Raw genomic sequence first — 17,505 nt, 5'->3', positions numbered from 1 at the left:
TCATTAACCTCGGTTAATATCCCCTAATCCGGCCACTGATCAGTGGCCGGTTTTATTTCCACCAACGAACCATTGGGCCAAAATTCCCGGCAGCGGCTAATCCATGCCTGCGCGCTGTGAGAAAGATAGCTGCCCTGACGCCAAATAAGCCCCAACTGCCACGGCATCAGCGGTTCTAATGGTAGCCATAATAGTGCGTTCTTATCCAGCCGCTGACAGATAGGCTCTGGCAAGATGGCGATACCAATATTGGCTTGCACCATCGCGGCCAGAAAGTCCCACTGGCCGCTGCGCACGGCGATTTGCGGCGTAAATCCCCCAGCGGCAAAAGCATCCATTAACTGGCGGTAGAGGGCAAAATCCTCGTTATAAATCAGAATCGGCTGGTCAGCTAACTCAGGAATAGTGAGGGTGGTGCGGTTAAGCCAGAATGCGGTGCGTGGCACCACCACACATAATGGATGGCTAAACAGCGGCAATGATGTCAGCGGCAAATCGGCGTCAGCGGGGAGGGCGGTCAGGGCTAAATCCAATTCACCGGAGAGCACCGCCTGTTGCACGGTTAAACCACCAAATTCGGCAATTTGCAGTTCTACGCCGGGGTAACTGCGGCGAAATTCGCTGATAAGTACTGCCATTTGCGTGCCAACCATCGGCGGAATGCCGAGTCGCAGCTTACCTTTCTTCAATGAGCTGATATCTTCCAGCTCCGCTTCCAACTGCTGAAATTGATCGAGGATAGCCAGCCCGCGCTGATAAACCGCCTGCCCGCTGTCGGTCAAATGCAGGCGTCGCCCCTCACGCGTGAGTAAGCTGCACTCCAATTCATTTTCCAGATTACGCAGCATTTTGCTAATGGTGGGTTGGGTAACAAACAGCTTTTCTGCCGCGCGGGTGAAACTTTGCTGGCGCACCACTTCGACGAAATAACGCAGTGTTCGAATATCCATTATTTTTCCTGTCGGCGAGCGGAGAAGTATGCCATTTAGGCATGATAACAATGATTTTAATTCATTTTTAGCAATGTTACCTGCGGCCTATACTAAACACTGTCAAAATTTCCCATTGGGGTTTCTCATGTCGTTGGCGTTACACAGTTTTGCGCCGTCTGTTCTCACGCGTTTACAAGTACCGGTTCAGGTCGCGTTGTATGCTGGGATATTTATTATTTCTGATCAACTGGTTAACGTACTCCACTTGCCGTTACCGGCTAATATCGTTGGGATGTTATTGCTGCTGGCTATGATTATGTTGCGCATTTTACCGGTGCGCTGGGTTCAGGCCGGTTCACGCTGGCTGTTGGCTGAAATGCTGTTGTTCTTTGTTCCAGCGGTGGTGGCGGTGGTGAATTATGCCCAGTTAATCATGGTGGACGGTTGGAAGATTTTCGCTGTTATCGCGGTCAGTACCTCACTAACCCTGGCGGCAACGGGTTTGGTGGTTGACCGGGTTTACCGTTTTGAGGTGTGGCTACAACGCCGCAAGTCTAATCATCATGAATGATTTTATTATCAGCATCGCGTGCTTTCTTGCCACGCTGGCACTGTATTTTGCCAACAAAAAACTCTATCGCCGCCGCCGGTCACTATTGTTGATGCCCTTGGTATTGACGCCGCTGGTGTTGGTGTTGCTGCTGGTGGTTACCCATATCTCTTATCAGGATTATATTGGTGAAACGCATTGGTTATTGTGGCTATTGGGGCCAGCAACCATCGCGTTTGCGGTGCCGGTTTATGAGAATCTGTCGATTATTCGCCGTCACTGGTTGTCCCTGACTGCGGGGGTTATCACCGCGATTACCGTGGCGGTGGTCAGCTCGGTGTGGTTGGCGAAGTTATTGACTCTCTCAGAAGAAGTACAGCGCAGCTTGGCGGTGCGCTCGATTACCACGCCTTTTGCATTGGAAGCGGCCAAGCAGTTGGGGGGGCAACCGGATTTAGTGGCGCTATTTGTGGTGATTACTGGGGTGTTTGGCATGGCGGTAGGGGATTTGCTGTTTTTACGCCTTTCTGTGCGCAGTGGCCTGGCAAAAGGCGCGGGCCTGGGGGCTTCCTCTCACGGTGCAGGGACGGCCAAAGCGTATGAAATGGGGCAGCAAGAGGGGGTGGTATCCAGCCTGGTGATGATGCTGGCGGGTATTATTACGGTTATCGGTGCACCGCTGATAGGGCATTTGCTGTGGTAGTTATCATCATTGATGCTGGTTTTTATTTGGCATCATATTAATGTAAAAGAGCCTGTGGATTCGAAGAAGCTTTGGGGAATATAGTTATTGATTTTTTGTTCATAACAATAATCTATAATTTGTCGTTTACTGGAAACTCCTGCTTTATTATAGATGGCTTGGGTGATATTACAGGCAATCCTTGTCGATAAACCCAGTTTGTTGGCAATATTTTTACTTTGGAATGAATATAAAATAACACTTCCCATTCTCTGTTGGAGAGTGTTTATCAGGTTATGATAATAATTTATAGTATCTATTGTTTTCATGAATAAATCTTGATTTATTATCTTTGGCCCCGGCAGTTCTTAGCTGTTCGCCCAAGATTGTATTAAAGCTTTAAGTGGTGCGGGTGATTTTTCCATTTTTTCATCTCCCGATACTAATTAATTATTAGTATGGTTAACGTTTATTTCCTATGATTTTAAATAGCAAGTTACTTTTACCTTGCAGTGCATTATTGACTCTGTCATACGTAAGGAGATGTCATATGATAAACTTCGCGGGTTTTAATGATAATAATGCGATAGAAGATACTCAGGTTGGAATATCAATTATCACGATGTTTAAAAAGTAGGTTTACAGGCCTATGGAGCCAAGGTTACGCAGGGGGAATGCGTAGGATGCCACAGTCATAGCAAAGGTGAAGAATGGTATAGGAAAAGGGGCTATCTGGACTGCGGATGTTATTGCTGGGGCGTTAAAAAGTAAGCGCGTAGATGAGTTTGCTAAAGGTTCAGTATTCTGTATTTATCCTGATACAACCCATCAACTGGCCGCAACAACCGATGTTAAGTTTGTATTTTTATGTCCAGAGTCGCATATCACTCACGACCGAATTCTGTTTGACAATATTGTGGGTGAGTAAGGGTAAAAAAGGGTGAGGATGCCCTCACCTATAAGTACACAATGAAATTCCCAAAGTAATGAATTCGTAGTGAATAACCTGTGCCAAAAAAAAACTGGGTGCGCTCTGATTTTGGGCTGGAGAAGCATTCGCTTGATCAACTATTTCCCCCGCGATCCATAAAAATCACCCTATCGATGATGACCAGACGGGTATCTTTAAACCGTGCTATCCCGACTTGGATCACTGGTGCCTTCGGTCATAAATAGCGCGTTTAACAGCAAACTGAAGCTTTTAGCGCAGAAAATCTTATGTTCAGGGCGAGTGGGGAATAAGGGGGATTGGCGCTATTCACCGTATGTATTTTGGAACGGTAATATCATAAAAAACGCTAGATACAGGTGAAATTCGGATTTTTTACATCTCTGATTCGTTATCTAATCTTCTTGAACGTGTTTTAACCGAAACACATGACAGAAAAGGATAGGGATGATGCCTCGTTATATAATTGCTTTGATTTTGGTGCTTGGGTTGCCATTGTCGTCAATGGCCGGTTGTTTAGCATCAACGGATGCCAAATCAACAACATGCAGCAATACAGATTTTACGCAGGTTCTCGCCTGTTACCGGGAGAAGCTGGCAGCAGAACCGCTTATCTACAATTTACTGAGTCAGGAGAGCCTGCCGGGGTTGGAGTGGCGGCGCTACCAACTCACTTCACAGAATTGGTCGCCCGGCAATCTGGTATCACCTGCGGCGTGGCAGCACGAAGTTGAAGTCTTTATACCCGAGACCAGCACATCAAAACGCGCGTTAGTGGTTATCAACAACGGGACTAACCACGGCACCGCCACCATTTCGCCCTCTGCCCCAACGGATTTTTCGATAGATACTTTACAAGCGATTGCGCGTGCCACAAATACGGTCGTGGTATCTGTCAGCACTGTCCCTAATCAATATCTTGAATATCAAGCGGATGGAGAGCCACTTAAAGAAGATTATAGCGTCGCTCGTAGCTGGGCTTTATTTATGGATGCACCAGAGGCACGCTCTATATTGCCACTGCATGTACCTATGGCGGCGGCTATTTCTCAAGCCATGACGATGGTGCAGCAGGAGTTACCAGATAAAGCATTAAGCGGTTTTATGGTCACTGGCTTATCTAAGCGCGGTTGGGCCACCTGGCTCACCGCCATTGCTGAACCGCGTGTTGAGGGCATTGTGCCGTTTGTGATTGACCTGCTGGATACCCGTGTCGCGTTGGAGCATATGTATCAATCTTATGGCGGTAACTGGCCGATTGCGTTTACCCCCTACTATCAGCAAGAGATTGATAAAAAACTCGATAGCACAGGTTTTGCCAAACTGATGCAAATATCTGATCCATTGCAGTATTTGGGTACTGAGTATCAATCCCGCCTTGATATTCCCAAGTACATCATCAACGCCAGTGGCGATGATTTTTATGTGCCTGATAATACTGATTTTTACTACGATAAATTACCGAACAGCAAAGCACTTCGCGTCGCGCCTAATACCAGCCACTATGGTATCAAAGCATTCAGCGAACAATCATTGATTACCTTTGTTAATCGCTTTCAGCAATCGATACCCATGCCGCAACTGAATAGCAGTATTGGCATGAAAGATAAGGTGCAAACACTGACGGTCAGTTTATCAGAGGTTCCAGAGAAGGTACTGCTCTGGACGGCGATTAACCCCCATGCCCGCGATTTTCGTTACGCTTGTGATGTGCGATATAACGCCTTCCCGTTGGCGGTAACCCCGTCGAATACCCTTGAAGTCGCACTCAGCGCCCCAGCCACGGGCTGGCAAGCGACCTTCATTGAAGCTACTTTCAGCGATGGCTTTGTGGCCACCACACCGGTGTACATTTCGCCGAAAGAGGTTTACCCCACCACCGCACCACCTGAGGGGGGAGCCGCATGTAAAACCTTACCGGGGCGTAAGCTTACCGCAGCAGTTGCCGATGTTGCTGAGATAGATGCTCTGGTGGAAGCAGAAACCAGTCAAAATCAGGCCGTAATTGAGTAGATTTTAGGGAATAAAAAACCCGGTTTGAGGGCCGGGTTCTTGCTATCTGAAATTCACTTAATACAGTGACGGTGCCCCAACCGGGCGGGTCTTAAAGCGGCGATGTAACCACAGATATTGCTCAGGTGCGCGCATGATCTCTTTTTCGATCACTTTATTCATATAGCTGGCAGCGGCTATCTCATCATCAATCGGATAGTCCTCTAGCGCAGGCTGGATCAGCAGGTCATAGCCACTGCCATCAGCTTTGCGTAGTAAAACCAACGGCAGCAGTGCTGGTTTTGCTAACCGGGCTAACATAAAGGTCCCGCTGGTGGTCGCGGCCTGATCCACCGCGAACAGCGGCGCAAATACGCTCCCACGCGGGCCATAATCTTGATCCGGTGCAAACCAAACGGCCTCACCTTTTTTCAGTGCTTGCACCATGCCACGCAGGTCTTTGCGGTCTAGCATCGCTTTATTCGAGCGCATACGACCCCAAGTCTGTACCAGTTCCATTACTTTATTGTTGTGTGGGCGGTACATGGCCATCATTGGTTGGCACTGCCCCATCACGCGGCCACCCAGTTCCAGCGACATAAAATGAACACCAATGACCAGAACCCCCCGATGACCTTCCTGTGCTTTTTTCAGGTTATCCAGGCCGGTAACGGTAAACCAGCGTTTAATTCTGGCGTCAGGCCAAAACCACGCCATACCGGTTTCCAACAACCCCATGCCCAAAGATTCGAAATTACCAACGATGGTGCGCTCCAGCGTCTGTTGGTCCATATCAGGAAAACACAGCTCCAGATTGCGTCGTGCAATGGAAACACGCCGTTTAAGGAAGCGCATCGAAGTACGACCCAGCCAGATGCCTAATTTATTCAGGAGTGGATAAGGGAGCTGCACCAGTAAAAACAGGACACCAAGGCCAAACCAGGTTAGCCAATAGCGTGGACGGAGTAGGGAAATATGGAATTTCTGCGGCTTTATCATATGAACTCTATCATTTTGCGTTAAGTGCGAATGTGTAACGCATAAGGACATAACTCGATAGCGGTACATATCTTCAGACACTGATGGTCAACTATTGTTTTGCTGAATACTATAATTGATGCAATTTTTACATTAAAAGCGGGGGTCGCGTAGTGATTTGGCATAAAAGGCAGGCTATCTGTAGCGAAGACGCTTTTAATTAATTATATCATAACCGTAATAAATGAAAGAAAAAGATCAAAGGCAAACGCGATACTTGAGTTGTATCGATACAAATAACGCGTTTTTTTACTGTAAAGACAGTCGTTAATAGTGAAAAGTGTGCAGAGTATTTCCCAACCAGCAGGGGAGTGAGAGCTTTATCCCAATTTTGGATAATTGTTATCGCGAAGATGAATGTCATGGAGATATCTGCGTGCTACAGAAAGATAATATCGTCTTTATTGTTTAATTTATGTAAATTAATCTAGTCGTTTTTGCATTTATTAACTTATTATCTGATCACTTACATTCATTTACTTAGATAATTAACCAAAATTTAACGTATTAACTCATTAGATTTAACCTTTTTGGGCTTGCATCACATCTCGCGACGACTTGTCGCGCAGCCTCTTGTGTTCCTTTGTTAACCTCCGTTATGTGAAAAGCAGTCACATGAAAATAATACCGTCACGGTACAACACCACGGACTCTTCACCCTGCAACTAACCCGTTACCTGAAAAAAACAAGAAGGTATTGCTATGAAACTTAATCTCGCATTACTGAATGCATGTGTTGTTTCTGCATGTATGCTGTTCACCACGCAAACGATGGCGGAGAAAAAATATGAAATTGCTGTCGTCGCGAAAGTTACTGGTATTCCCTGGTTTACCCGCATGGAAGTCGGTGTAAATGAAGCGGCAAAAAAACTGAATATTAATGCTTATCAGGTTGGGCCAGCAACACCAGATCCTGCGCAACAAGTTAAAGTAATTGAAGATCTTATCGCTAAAAATGTGGATGCCATTATTGTGGTACCGAACGATGCCAAAGTGCTGGAGCCGGTGCTCAAAAAAGCACAAGAGAAAGGTATCGTGGTACTCACTCATGAATCGCCCGATCAACGCATCGGCCAGTGGGATGTTGAAACCATCGATAGCGAGAAATATGCTCAGGCCAATATGGACGAACTGGCAAAAGCGATGGGTGGCAAGGGCGGTTATGCCATTTATGTAGGCTCGCTGACTGTACCATTGCATAACGCTTGGGCTGATTACGCCATTAAATATCAGAAAGAAAAATACCCGGATATGTTTGAAGTCACCCCACGCCTGCCCGTGGCCGAGAACATTGATAAATCTTACTCCACCACGCTGGATCTGATGAAAACTTATCCGCAAATGAAAGGGATCATCGGTTTCGGTTCACTGGGGCCAATCGGTGCCGGTCAAGCGGTAGCCAAGAAACGGGCTAAAGATCATATTGCTGTGGTCGGTATTGCGATGCCAGCACAAGCAGCACCTTATCTGATGCGCGGTGATATCAAGAAAGCATTGCTGTGGGATCCGAAAGACGCCGGTTTTGCGGTCGTCGTGATTGCCGATCAACTGCTGAAAGGCCAGAAAATCACACCAGATCTGACCGTTGACGGCTTGGGTAAAGCTGATGTGGATAGCGAGAAAGGCGTGATTCGTTTCAACAAAATTCTCGAAGTCACCAAAGATAATGCGAAAACGTTAGGCTTCTGACCTTCAGTCGCCATATCTGGGGATTACCGGCTGATTAGCCGTGTTAGACAGTAAATCAGGCCGCGGGAAATCAGCCCCGCGGCCCTCACCATCATCACCAAATGGTTGCAAACATAGCGCCATGCTAATGGCGTTAGGGAAGGTATTGTCATGACTCAGGCTAACGCATTTATCACTCTTGAAAATATCAGTAAGCGGTTCCCCGGTGTACTGGCGCTGGATAATGTGAATCTCACGCTGAATAAAGGAGAAGTGCACTGTCTGGCAGGTCAGAACGGCTGCGGCAAGAGCACCATTATCAAAGTGATTTCAGGAGTTTATCAGCCAGAGAAAGGCGCGAGTATCTTGATCGACGGCAAACTGTTTCATCAGTTTACGCCGCAACTCTCATTCTTCTACGGCGTGCAGGTGATTTATCAAGACCTGTCATTATTCCCCAATTTAACCGTATCCGAGAACATTGCCGTCCACCGCTATTTGCCGGGTGGCGACTTTTGGGTGAAACGCAAAAGTATGCGTGAGCGCGCCTTGGCCGCTATGCAGCGAGTCGGCGTGACTCTCGATCCCGATAAAAAAGTTGAACAGCTTTCCATTGCCGACCGCCAGTTAGTGGCGATTTGCCGCGCCATCGCTGCCGATGCCCGCTTGGTGATTATGGATGAACCCACCGCCTCGCTGACCAGCCAGGAGGTGAAAGGTTTGTTGAACGTGGTACGTGACCTCAAATCACAAGGCATCTGCGTAGTATTTGTCAGCCATAGGTTGGATGAAGTGATGGAAGTGGCCGACCGTATCAGTGTGATGCGCGATGGTAAGTTAATTGGCACCTGGCCTGCCAGCGAGTTAGATAGCCATGAGTTGGCATTCCTGATGACTGGCCAACGCTTTACTTATAGCCCGCTACCACCGCTGGCAGCCAAGGCTGTACCTTTGCTGGAAGTGAGAAAACTCAGCCGTGGCACGCAGTACCGTAATATCGATTTGACTCTACATCAGGGTGAGATTGTCTCTATCACTGGCTTACTTGGCGCAGGCCGAACCGAGTTGTGTCTGAGCTTATTTGGCATGACCCAACCCGATAGTGGTGAGTTGCGGGTGGCCGGTGAGCCGGTGCATTTTCGCAATAACCGCGATGCTATCCGCCACGGGATCGGCTATGTCTCTGAGGATCGTCTAACGCAAGGGTTGATCATGGAACAGTCGATCTATGACAACACTATTGTCTCGGTTTTCGACAAATTGCATACCCGCAGTGGATTGCTGGATCACACCAAAGCTAGCGCGCTGGTGAAACAGCTGGTGTTGGATCTGAACATCAAAGTATCCGATACCGCGCTGCCGGTGAAAACACTGTCTGGTGGCAATGCACAGCGTATTGCCATTGCCAAATGGGTGGCAACGCAACCGCGTATTTTGATCCTCGACTCCCCGACGGTAGGGGTGGATATCGCCAACAAAGAAGGGATTTACCACATTGCCAAGGCGCTGGCAGAGCAGGGAATGGCGGTATTGATGATTTGTGACGAGATCCCGGAGGCTTACTACAACAGTCACCGGATATTAGTGATGCGCAAAGGTGAACTGGTGGCCGAGTTTTATCCGCATCAATGCACCGAACAACAGGTAGCCGAGGTGGTCAATGGATAAGCTAAAACTACGTCAACTAACAGGGCGGCATGAGTTTTATCTCGGCCTGCTGGTATTGCTGTTGGCTATTGGCCTGAGTGTGAAAAGCCCGGAGTTCCTGACATTGGGGAACCTAACCGATGTCGCGACCAGTTATGCCATCTTGGGTATTCTGGCTTGCGGGCTGTTTGTGGTGCTGATCGCCGGTGGGATTGATATCTCGTTTCCGGCAGTAACAGCAATCGCGCAATACGTGATGGCATCATGGGTGATTACCCACGGTGGCAGCTTCCCACTTGCATTCGTTCTGGCTATGGCCGTTGGTTTGGTACTGGGGCTGGTAAATGGATTGCTGGTGTATTGGCTGAAAGTGCCGGCGATTATTATCACCATTGCCACGCTGAATCTGTTCTACGGGCTACTGGTTTATTTCACTAACGGCACCTGGCTGTACGGCTTCCCAGATTGGTTTATGACCGGGATTAACTGGTTCTCGTTTACCGGCAGTGACGGTTATGACTATGGCCTGACATTACCGCTATTTTGCCTGGCTGCCACCATTATCTTTACCGGTGTGCTGATGAATTATACCCGTCTTGGGCGGCAGATATTTGCGATGGGTAGTAACAAAGATGCGGCTTCCCGTTTGGGCATTAATATTCTGCGGTTGCATCTGTATGTCTATGGCTATATGGGGTTGCTGGCGGGGGTTGCGGCGGTGGTTCAGGCGCAGATTTCTCAATCAGTTGCACCTAACTCATTGATGGGATTTGAGCTGACGGTACTGGCCGCGGTGGTACTCGGTGGCACCAGTATGAGTGGCGGTCGTGGCACATTAACCGGCACTGTGCTCGGTGTCATGTTGCTGGCATTTTTACAAAACGGCCTGACGCTACTGAGTGTCTCCTCTTACTGGCATACGGTTTTCAGTGGCGCGATCATTTTGGTGAGTATCAGTAGCACCGCATGGAATGAAAAACGTAAATTGCTGAGGGAGCACTGATATGACCTGGCTAAACCGAATGATTCCTGACGACCGCATTATCCGCCTGCAATTGCTGATTTTGATTGCAGTGATGTTGGCCTTCTCACTGACCTTGGGGCAACGCTTTTTCAGTTTGGGTAATTTCCAGTCTATTTCCTCGCAGTTGCCCATTTTAGGCATGTTGGCGCTGGGAATGGGGCTGACCATGCTAACTGGCGGCATTAACTTATCGATTATTGCCGGAGCCAATGCTTGCTCATTAGTCATGGCGGCCATCATTGTTAGCCATCCAGATCAACCGTTGTTCCTGCTGTTGGCTTTAGTCGCCGGATTGCTGGTGGCGGTGGCGATTGGCACCTTAAACGGCATGTTGATTTCGGTGATTGGTGTATCACCGATTCTGGCCACACTGGGAACCATGACGCTGATTACCGGCCTGAATATCTTGTTGTCCAACGGGGATGTTATCTCCGGATTCCCGCCAGTAATTCAATACATTGGTAGCGGTGTTATTGCCGGTATTCCTGTGGCGATGATTCTGTTCTTGCTGGTTTCGGCAGGGTTATGGGTGCTGCTCGAACATACTACGCTGGGGCGCAGTATTTATCTGGTCGGCTCTAATGAGCAGGCGACTCGCTTTAGCGGTGTGAATACCCATCGGGTTCAGATTGCAGTTTATATCCTGTCAGCCTTATTGGGTTGGGGGGCGGCCATCCTGATGATGGCAAAATTTAACTCCGCCAAAGCCGGTTACGGCGAATCCTATCTGTTGGTGACCATTCTGGCCTCGGTGCTGGGTGGGATTAACCCGGATGGTGGTTTTGGCCGCATTATTGGTCTGATTTTGGCATTGGTGGTACTGCAATTACTGGAAAGTGGCCTGAATTTGCTGGGGGTGAGTAGCTACCTGACTATGGCGTTATGGGGTGGGGTGCTGATCCTCTTTATCGCATTACAGAATCGTAAGGCTTAAGAATTGAGGGATAAAACAATGGCAAGTTACTTTATCGGCGTAGATGTAGGAACCGGCAGTGCAAGAGCGGGAGTATTCGATTTGCAGGGCCGTATGGTCGGGCAGGCTAGCCGTGAAATCACCATGTTTAAGCCTAAGGCCGATTTTGTGGAGCAGTCTTCCGATAACATCTGGCAGGCGGTGTGTAATGCGGTGCGCGATGCGGTTAATCAGGCCGATATCAACCCGATCCAGGTGAAAGGGATGGGTTTTGATGCCACCTGTTCGCTGGTGGTGCTGGACAAAGAAGGCAATCCGCTGACGGTCAGCCCGTCGGGGCGCAGTGAGCAAAACGTGATTGTCTGGATGGATCATCGCGCGATTACGCAGGCGGAACGGATTAATGCCACCAAACACCCGGTGCTGGAGTTTGTCGGCGGGGTGATTTCACCTGAAATGCAAACGCCAAAGCTATTATGGCTAAAACAGCACATGCCAACCACCTGGAGTAATGTCGGTCATCTTTTTGATTTACCGGATTTTTTGACCTGGCGTGCAACAAAAGATGAAACCCGTTCGCTCTGTTCCACGGTATGTAAATGGACCTATCTGGGCCATGAGGATCGCTGGGCCCCGTCCTATTTCAAATTGATCGGGCTGGCTGATTTGCTGGATAACAATGCGGCGAAAATCGGTGCTACGGTTAAACCAATGGGGGAGCCATTGGGACGAGGATTAAGTCAACGGGCGGCGTCAGAAATGGGCCTGATCCCCGGCACTGCGGTCAGCGTCTCGATTATTGATGCTCACGCGGGCACCATTGGTATTTTAGGTGCCAGCGGGGTTACTGGCGAAAATGCCAATTTTGATCGGCGAATTGCGCTGATTGGCGGCACCTCCACTGCACATATGGCGATGTCCCGTTCTGCGCATTTCATTGGTGGCATCTGGGGGCCATATTATTCTGCCATTCTACCGGAATACTGGTTGAATGAGGGCGGGCAGTCGGCAACCGGAGCCTTAATTGATCATATTATTCAGACACATCCGTGTTATCCGGAGTTATTGGCTCAGGCTAAAAGCAAAGGGGAAACCATCTATGAGGCGTTGAATCACATTCTACGCCAGCTTGCCGGGGAGCCGGAGAATATCGCCTTCCTGACCAAGGACATTCATATTTTGCCATATTTCCACGGCAACCGTTCGCCGCGGGCTAACCCGAATCTGACCGGTATTATTACCGGATTGAAGCTCTCGATAACCTTCGAGGATATGGCGTTGCGCTATCTGGCGACCATTCAGGCGCTGGCGTTAGGTACGCGACATATCATCGAAACCATGAATCAGAATGGATATAGAATTGATACCATGATGGCCAGTGGCGGCGGCACCAAGAATCCAATTTTTGTGCAGGAACATGCTAATGCTACCGGCTGCGCCATGTTGTTACCGGAAGAGAGTGAAGCCATGCTGTTGGGCAGCGCCATGATGGGCACGGTGGCCGCTGGTGTATTTGAGTCGCTGCCAGAGGCGATGACGGCCATGAGCCGAATTGGTAAAACGGTCACGCCGCAAACTAATAAAATCAAAGCTTATTACGATCGCAAATATCGGGTGTTCCACCAGATGTATCACGACCATATACGTTATCAGGAATTGATGCAGGAGGAGGCATGAGCCAGAGTGATGAATGGCGGATGGCCAGTGATGCATGGATGACTTACAGCCGTGAGCTGGCAGCATTAAAGGATAATGTCGATCAACGAGTGTGGTTACAAGTGCTGGGGATGCTGGCCGGGTGCCGTGGCAAAATTGCGGTAACGGGCGTGGGTACATCAGGTATTGCGGCGCGAAAAGTGGCTCATATGTTGGCTTGTGTGGAACAACCCGCGATTTACTTGAATGCCACCGATGCCGCGCATGGCGATTTAGGATTTCTGGGGCCACAGGATATCATTATCCTCATTTCCCGTGGCGGTAACTCAGATGAGTTGACTCGTTTGTTGCCGACTCTGCAACGCAAACAGGTGAAGATTATCAGCGTGACGGAGAATGAGCAGTCGGCTATCGCGCAGGTTTCTGCTTTAGTGCTAAAAACACATGTGCAGCAAGAGATAGACCCGCTGAATATGTTAGCTACGACATCCATTGTTTTAGTGTTAGCACTGTTTGATGCCATTTGTGTTTGTCTAATGGCTCGCAGTGGTTTTAGCAAAGAAACATTACTGGCGGTACACCCCGGTGGGGATGTGGGTATTGAATTGCGCAAGTCACAGTAAGCGGTTGGTGCCATACAAAAACAAAAAAACCGCACTAAGGCGGTTTTTTTTATTCAGAATAACTTAACTGCTCAGGGCTATCACCTTCATCGCTATCGTAAGTTATTCTAATTATTGGCTTTACAGCACAACAACGTTTGCCGCTGCTGGGCCTTTAGCGCCGCTCTCGATAGAGAACTCCACTTTTTGGCCTTCATCTAAGGTTTTGAAATCATTGCTCTGGATAGCAGAGAAGTGAACGAACACATCTTTGCTGCCGTCAGCAGGCGTGATGAAACCGAAACCTTTATCAGCGTTAAACCATTTTACTAAACCAGTCATTTTATTAGACATAGAGATACTTCCTTCAATTTTTTTATATTGCTGCCATAGGCGAGCGGAGAGGCTTGGGCACAACTTATGGGGGCACTTAGAAGGAATTTCGCGGAGAAGAGGTATCTGTCTGATAACGCTAATACGGAGAACTGCTTTACTAAAACTGCTTGCATAAATGTTACTGTCAACCGGGTACGACTTTCATACTTTACTTGGGGAGCTGGCTACACTGCTCGGGTCTGGCCGTCATCGCTATCGGCAGCCTGCTCCCCTAATCACGCTGTATTACAGAGCGACTACGTTTACCGCTGATGGGCCTTTAGCGCCGCTCTCGATAGAGAACTCCACTTTTTGGCCTTCATCTAAGGTTTTGAAATCATTGCTCTGGATAGCAGAGAAGTGAACGAACACATCTTTGCTGCCGTCAGCAGGAGTGATAAAACCAAAACCTTTACCAGCGTCAAACCATTTTACTAAACCAGTCATTTTATTAGACATAGAGATACTTCCTTCAATTTTTTTGCCACAATAGTGTAGCGAACGTGGTCTGTTTTCAGAAGGTAACTTACTTAGGCACTTAGGAGGAGACTCACGGAGAAGGGATATCTATGGATAGCGCTTGAACTGAGGACTGCTTTACTAAAACTGCTTTCATAAGGTCTGTGTTCCAAACCGATGACGCATTAAACCACAACACATTCATCGTGGCAACCTAATATTCAACTGATGTAATCAATATGAATGGTTTTTTCATCTATTTTCTGGCGTGAGTACGGTGTTTGATGTGATAAAACAGCTTGTTACGCAGATGCGCGCTGGTGGTGAAATAAAGTGAAGATATTAATGATTTTGTCGTAAAGGCCGGAGGATGGCCCCCGGCTTTTGGCTTTAACGAGGAGAAACCGTCACGGTGCCGCTACGATCACTGGCAATAATGACGCGTTGACCGGCACTGAAGCGGGTTGGCCCCTGCGCCTGAACCACCACAATACTGCTGCCATCATCACGGCGGATTTCTAACTGCACACCATCACTTCTGTTCATGGCACTTTGGACGCCCTGGCCTGCCATCCCACCAGCAACCACCCCACCCGCGGTTGCCAGGCTATTACCACGGCCCCCACCGATGGTATTACCTAAGAACCCGCCAACAACCGCGCCGCCAATAGCACCCGCGACGTTATTTTTATCGCCACCTTGGATAGTGACCGGCCGTGCAGAAACCACGGTGCCATAAGTGACGGTCTGTACTTGTCGTGCCTGAGAGGCAGTGAAAGTATCACCAGACGCCGTTCTGTTATTCGCACAACCACTTAATACGGTGGCTGCGAGTGCTACGACAATGACCAGCTTGTTCATAATCAACCCCTATTATCAGTCCAAGTCAGACTTCCGTCAGCAATCCACTTCCTGCAACGTCAATTACTCTGGTATAGATAGTTGTTAATAATGACTATAGCGTGAGAACGATTAATCTGAGCAGATAAATATGATATCACGGTCGATATAGGCGGATTCTCGGCTTATTTTCGTGTTACCGTCAATGCTATACATGGCTATTTATCGTCTCAGGAATGCTGTCTTGTCACGCTCTATTATTTCCAGCAAAATTTTCCGCCTCGACTTAGGTCGCTTAATCCTTATTCTGGCTGTGATGAGCGCGTTTGTGACGTTGGCGAACAGCTTTTATGCCAGTTATCGAGTACAGCGGTAGTTACTGATTGATAACACGCTGGAGGCTAATCGTGTTTATGCGACTAAGCTGGCGTCCAGTACTGAAATCTTCCTAAGAAGTGCGCAAAAGCAGCTTCATTACAGCAGCATGATCGCCGCTAAGCATTTTGATGATCAGGCCGTTCTGCAAGCAGAAACCGCGCGGCTAAAATACCAGACTGACAGCTTTAACTCGGTGGTGATAACCGATGCGCATGGGGTTATACGTGCAACATCCCCAGACAGCCTCCAGTTATTAGGCCGCGTCTTGTCATCCCCAGGTTCGGTGGAAGCATTAAAGCTGCGCCGCCCGATAATCAGCAAACCCTATATATCTGCTACAAATAATCTCGTTATCAATATATCGACACCTATCATTACGCCGGATGGACGGTACCGTGGTTATATCGGCGGGACTATTTATCTGCGTAAGCAAAGTATTTTAAATGAGTTATTGGGTGAGCATTACTATCGTGATGGTTCCTACATCGTGGTGCTCGACCGTGATCGTCGCATCCTTTATCACCGGGATGTGAACCGTATCGGGGAGATTCTGGAACCAAGGCCCATCACTGAGGTAGCCAAAGCCGCGACCAATGGGAGTTTGATGGTCACCAGTACTGGTGGTGAGTCGATGTTGGCGGGCTACGCCATTGTAGAGCCATCAGGTTGGGAAATCATTACCCTGCGGCCGGAGGCATCAACCTTAAAGCCGCTGGAAGGGCTAATGCTTAAGGGATTGGGCCATATCACGCCGCTGGCGATACTCACGTTGCTGGGGGTTTGGCTGCTCTCCCGGCTGATTGCCCGCCCATTATGGCTACTTGCGGGCAGTGCCAATAACATGGATAAGCCAGATATTGCCAACAGTATCAAAGAGATCCCATCTTGGTATTTTGAATCGACGCAACTTAAGCGGGCGTTATTGATAGGCATTAGCCTATTACAAAAGAAAATTGGTAAGTTGAAATTTGAGGCACAAACCGATCCGATGACGGGGCTGTATAATCGCCGTGGGTTGGCAACCACCCTCGAACCTATTTCACAGCTCGGGCAGCATTTTTCCGCCATTGCGCTCGATATTGACCACTTCAAAATGATCAATGACTCCTACGGCCATGATGTGGGTGATGAAGTTATCAAACAACTGGCGTTGCAAATACGTGATAGCTCTCGTGATACCGACATTCTGTGCCGTAGCGGTGGGGAAGAGTTTCTAATGTTATTACCAGGTATATCACGGGATGTCGCTGGGCAGGTCGCCAGCAGGCTACGTCATAATGTCGAAACGATGGTGATAGCGGATGTTCGCCCCATTACGATTTCATTGGGTGTAGCGCACTGGGATGGTGAGAATGGCTCGCCAGAAGATGCCCTGAAACAGGCGGATGAAGCGTTGTACCGGGCGAAACAGCAGGGGCGCAACCGGGTAGAAATGGCCTAACAAAAAAGGCGCGCTCCGTGTGGAGTACGCCTTTTTAAACAACAACTTAACTGACTAGTATCAGTTCATGCCGTATTTTTTCAATTTCTTACGTAGCGTGCCACGGTTGATGCCCATCATCAGGGCAGCGCGGGTTTGGTTGCCACGGGTGTATTGCATCACCATGTCCAACAATGGCTGTTCAACTTCAGCCAGTACCAACTCATACAGGTCACTTACATCTTGACCATTCAGTTGAGCAAAATAGTTCTTCAGTGCTTGTTTAACCGAGTCACGCAAAGGCTTTTGAGTCACCTGATCTTGTGAGTTTACGGTTGCAACGGTCAGTACGTCAGAATTTACGCGTTGTTCGAACATAG

16 protein-coding genes and 2 pseudogenes are annotated in these 17,505 nt (G+C 48.5%); 11 read left to right on the top strand and 7 right to left on the bottom strand.

What is annotated here, in order from left to right; translation table 11 throughout:
• Positions 1 to 23: 23 nt before the first annotated feature.
• Entirely contained in the window at positions 24 to 950 is a 927-nt protein-coding gene (locus AT01_RS10395; protein WP_042547104.1) for a LysR family transcriptional regulator, read from the bottom strand.
• A 127-nt stretch (positions 951 to 1,077) separates the two neighbouring features.
• Here AT01_RS10395 and AT01_RS10390 point away from each other — a divergent pair, with 127 nt between their 5' ends.
• Together AT01_RS10390 and AT01_RS10385 are read left to right on the top strand one after the other, a co-directional pair.
• Positions 1,078 to 1,503, top strand: coding sequence for a CidA/LrgA family protein (locus AT01_RS10390; RefSeq protein WP_042548589.1), 426 nt, complete (start codon positions 1,078 to 1,080; stop codon positions 1,501 to 1,503).
• Complete coding sequence (locus AT01_RS10385; RefSeq protein ID WP_042547103.1) at positions 1,496 to 2,185, top strand: LrgB family protein; 690 nt, start codon at positions 1,496 to 1,498, stop codon at positions 2,183 to 2,185. Before AT01_RS10390 ends, AT01_RS10385 begins: the two co-directional genes overlap by 8 nt.
• 32 nt (positions 2,186 to 2,217) lie before the next feature.
• On the opposite strand, the pseudogene AT01_RS20760 reads toward AT01_RS10385, so the two are convergent.
• Positions 2,218 to 2,444: pseudogene (locus AT01_RS20760) on the bottom strand (helix-turn-helix transcriptional regulator); the annotation flags it as partial.
• 423 nt (positions 2,445 to 2,867) lie between these two features.
• Here AT01_RS20760 and AT01_RS22280 point away from each other — a divergent pair.
• Both AT01_RS22280 and AT01_RS10375 read left to right on the top strand, forming a co-directional pair.
• Positions 2,868 to 3,092, top strand: coding sequence for a hypothetical protein (locus AT01_RS22280; RefSeq protein ID WP_235427130.1), 225 nt, complete (start codon positions 2,868 to 2,870; stop codon positions 3,090 to 3,092).
• Between the two features lie 471 nt (positions 3,093 to 3,563).
• A complete protein-coding gene (locus tag AT01_RS10375) occupies positions 3,564 to 5,126 on the top strand; it encodes a PhoPQ-activated pathogenicity-related family protein (protein WP_042547102.1) in 1,563 nt (520 codons plus the stop codon).
• Between the two features lie 57 nt (positions 5,127 to 5,183).
• On the opposite strand, the gene lpxP is transcribed toward AT01_RS10375, so the two are convergent.
• The gene (gene lpxP / locus AT01_RS10370) at positions 5,184 to 6,104 is read right to left on the bottom strand and encodes a kdo(2)-lipid IV(A) palmitoleoyltransferase (RefSeq protein ID WP_004701509.1); all 921 of its coding nucleotides are present in this window, start codon (positions 6,102 to 6,104) and stop codon (positions 5,184 to 5,186) included.
• 741 nt (positions 6,105 to 6,845) lie between these two features.
• Here lpxP and AT01_RS10365 point away from each other — a divergent pair.
• The 6 genes from AT01_RS10365 (at position 6,846) to AT01_RS10340 (ending at position 13,674) form a co-directional block, all read left to right on the top strand.
• Positions 6,846 to 7,832: an autoinducer 2 ABC transporter substrate-binding protein gene (locus tag AT01_RS10365; RefSeq protein ID WP_042547101.1), complete on the top strand. Its 987-nt coding sequence runs from the start codon at positions 6,846 to 6,848 to the stop codon at positions 7,830 to 7,832.
• A 150-nt stretch (positions 7,833 to 7,982) separates the two neighbouring features.
• Positions 7,983 to 9,479 (top strand): sugar ABC transporter ATP-binding protein, encoded by a 1,497-nt coding sequence (locus tag AT01_RS10360; protein ID WP_042547100.1) that lies wholly within the window; start codon positions 7,983 to 7,985, stop codon positions 9,477 to 9,479.
• Positions 9,472 to 10,461, top strand: a complete 990-nt coding sequence (locus tag AT01_RS10355) for an ABC transporter permease (RefSeq protein ID WP_042547099.1) — start codon at positions 9,472 to 9,474, stop codon at positions 10,459 to 10,461. Before AT01_RS10360 ends, AT01_RS10355 begins: the two co-directional genes overlap by 8 nt.
• 1 nt (position 10,462) lies before the next feature.
• The gene (locus AT01_RS10350) at positions 10,463 to 11,416 is read left to right on the top strand and encodes an ABC transporter permease (protein ID WP_042547098.1); all 954 of its coding nucleotides are present in this window, start codon (positions 10,463 to 10,465) and stop codon (positions 11,414 to 11,416) included.
• 18 nt (positions 11,417 to 11,434) lie between these two features.
• The gene (locus tag AT01_RS10345) at positions 11,435 to 13,072 is read left to right on the top strand and encodes an FGGY-family carbohydrate kinase (protein WP_042547097.1); all 1,638 of its coding nucleotides are present in this window, start codon (positions 11,435 to 11,437) and stop codon (positions 13,070 to 13,072) included.
• Positions 13,069 to 13,674: a KpsF/GutQ family sugar-phosphate isomerase gene (locus AT01_RS10340; protein ID WP_042547096.1), complete on the top strand. Its 606-nt coding sequence runs from the start codon at positions 13,069 to 13,071 to the stop codon at positions 13,672 to 13,674. The genes AT01_RS10345 and AT01_RS10340 overlap by 4 nt, the downstream gene beginning before the upstream one ends.
• A gap of 120 nt (positions 13,675 to 13,794) precedes the next feature.
• On the opposite strand, the gene cspG is transcribed toward AT01_RS10340, so the two are convergent.
• The 3 genes from cspG to AT01_RS10325 all read right to left on the bottom strand — a co-directional run bounded on the left by cspG (position 13,795) and on the right by AT01_RS10325 (position 15,348).
• Positions 13,795 to 14,007, bottom strand: a complete 213-nt coding sequence (cspG, locus tag AT01_RS10335; protein WP_042547095.1) for a cold shock protein CspG — start codon at positions 14,005 to 14,007, stop codon at positions 13,795 to 13,797.
• Positions 14,008 to 14,274: 267 nt separating this feature from the next.
• Positions 14,275 to 14,487 (bottom strand): transcription antiterminator/RNA stability regulator CspE, encoded by a 213-nt coding sequence (gene cspE / locus AT01_RS10330; protein ID WP_011817288.1) that lies wholly within the window; start codon positions 14,485 to 14,487, stop codon positions 14,275 to 14,277.
• A gap of 390 nt (positions 14,488 to 14,877) precedes the next feature.
• Positions 14,878 to 15,348: an outer membrane lipoprotein gene (locus AT01_RS10325; RefSeq protein WP_004701487.1), complete on the bottom strand. Its 471-nt coding sequence runs from the start codon at positions 15,346 to 15,348 to the stop codon at positions 14,878 to 14,880.
• A gap of 235 nt (positions 15,349 to 15,583) precedes the next feature.
• Here AT01_RS10325 and AT01_RS10320 point away from each other — a divergent pair.
• Positions 15,584 to 17,146 (top strand): annotated as a pseudogene (locus AT01_RS10320) (diguanylate cyclase).
• A gap of 60 nt (positions 17,147 to 17,206) precedes the next feature.
• On the opposite strand, the gene fis reads toward AT01_RS10320, so the two are convergent.
• A complete protein-coding gene (fis, locus tag AT01_RS10315; protein WP_002210061.1) occupies positions 17,207 to 17,503 on the bottom strand; it encodes a DNA-binding transcriptional regulator Fis in 297 nt (98 codons plus the stop codon).
• Between the last annotated feature and the right edge of the window lie 2 nt (positions 17,504 to 17,505).

Source organism: Yersinia aldovae 670-83, from assembly GCF_000834395.1.
In the GTDB taxonomy this organism is placed as follows: Bacteria; Pseudomonadota; Gammaproteobacteria; order Enterobacterales; family Enterobacteriaceae; genus Yersinia; species Yersinia aldovae.
This window is presented reverse-complemented; position numbering and strand designations above follow the sequence as displayed.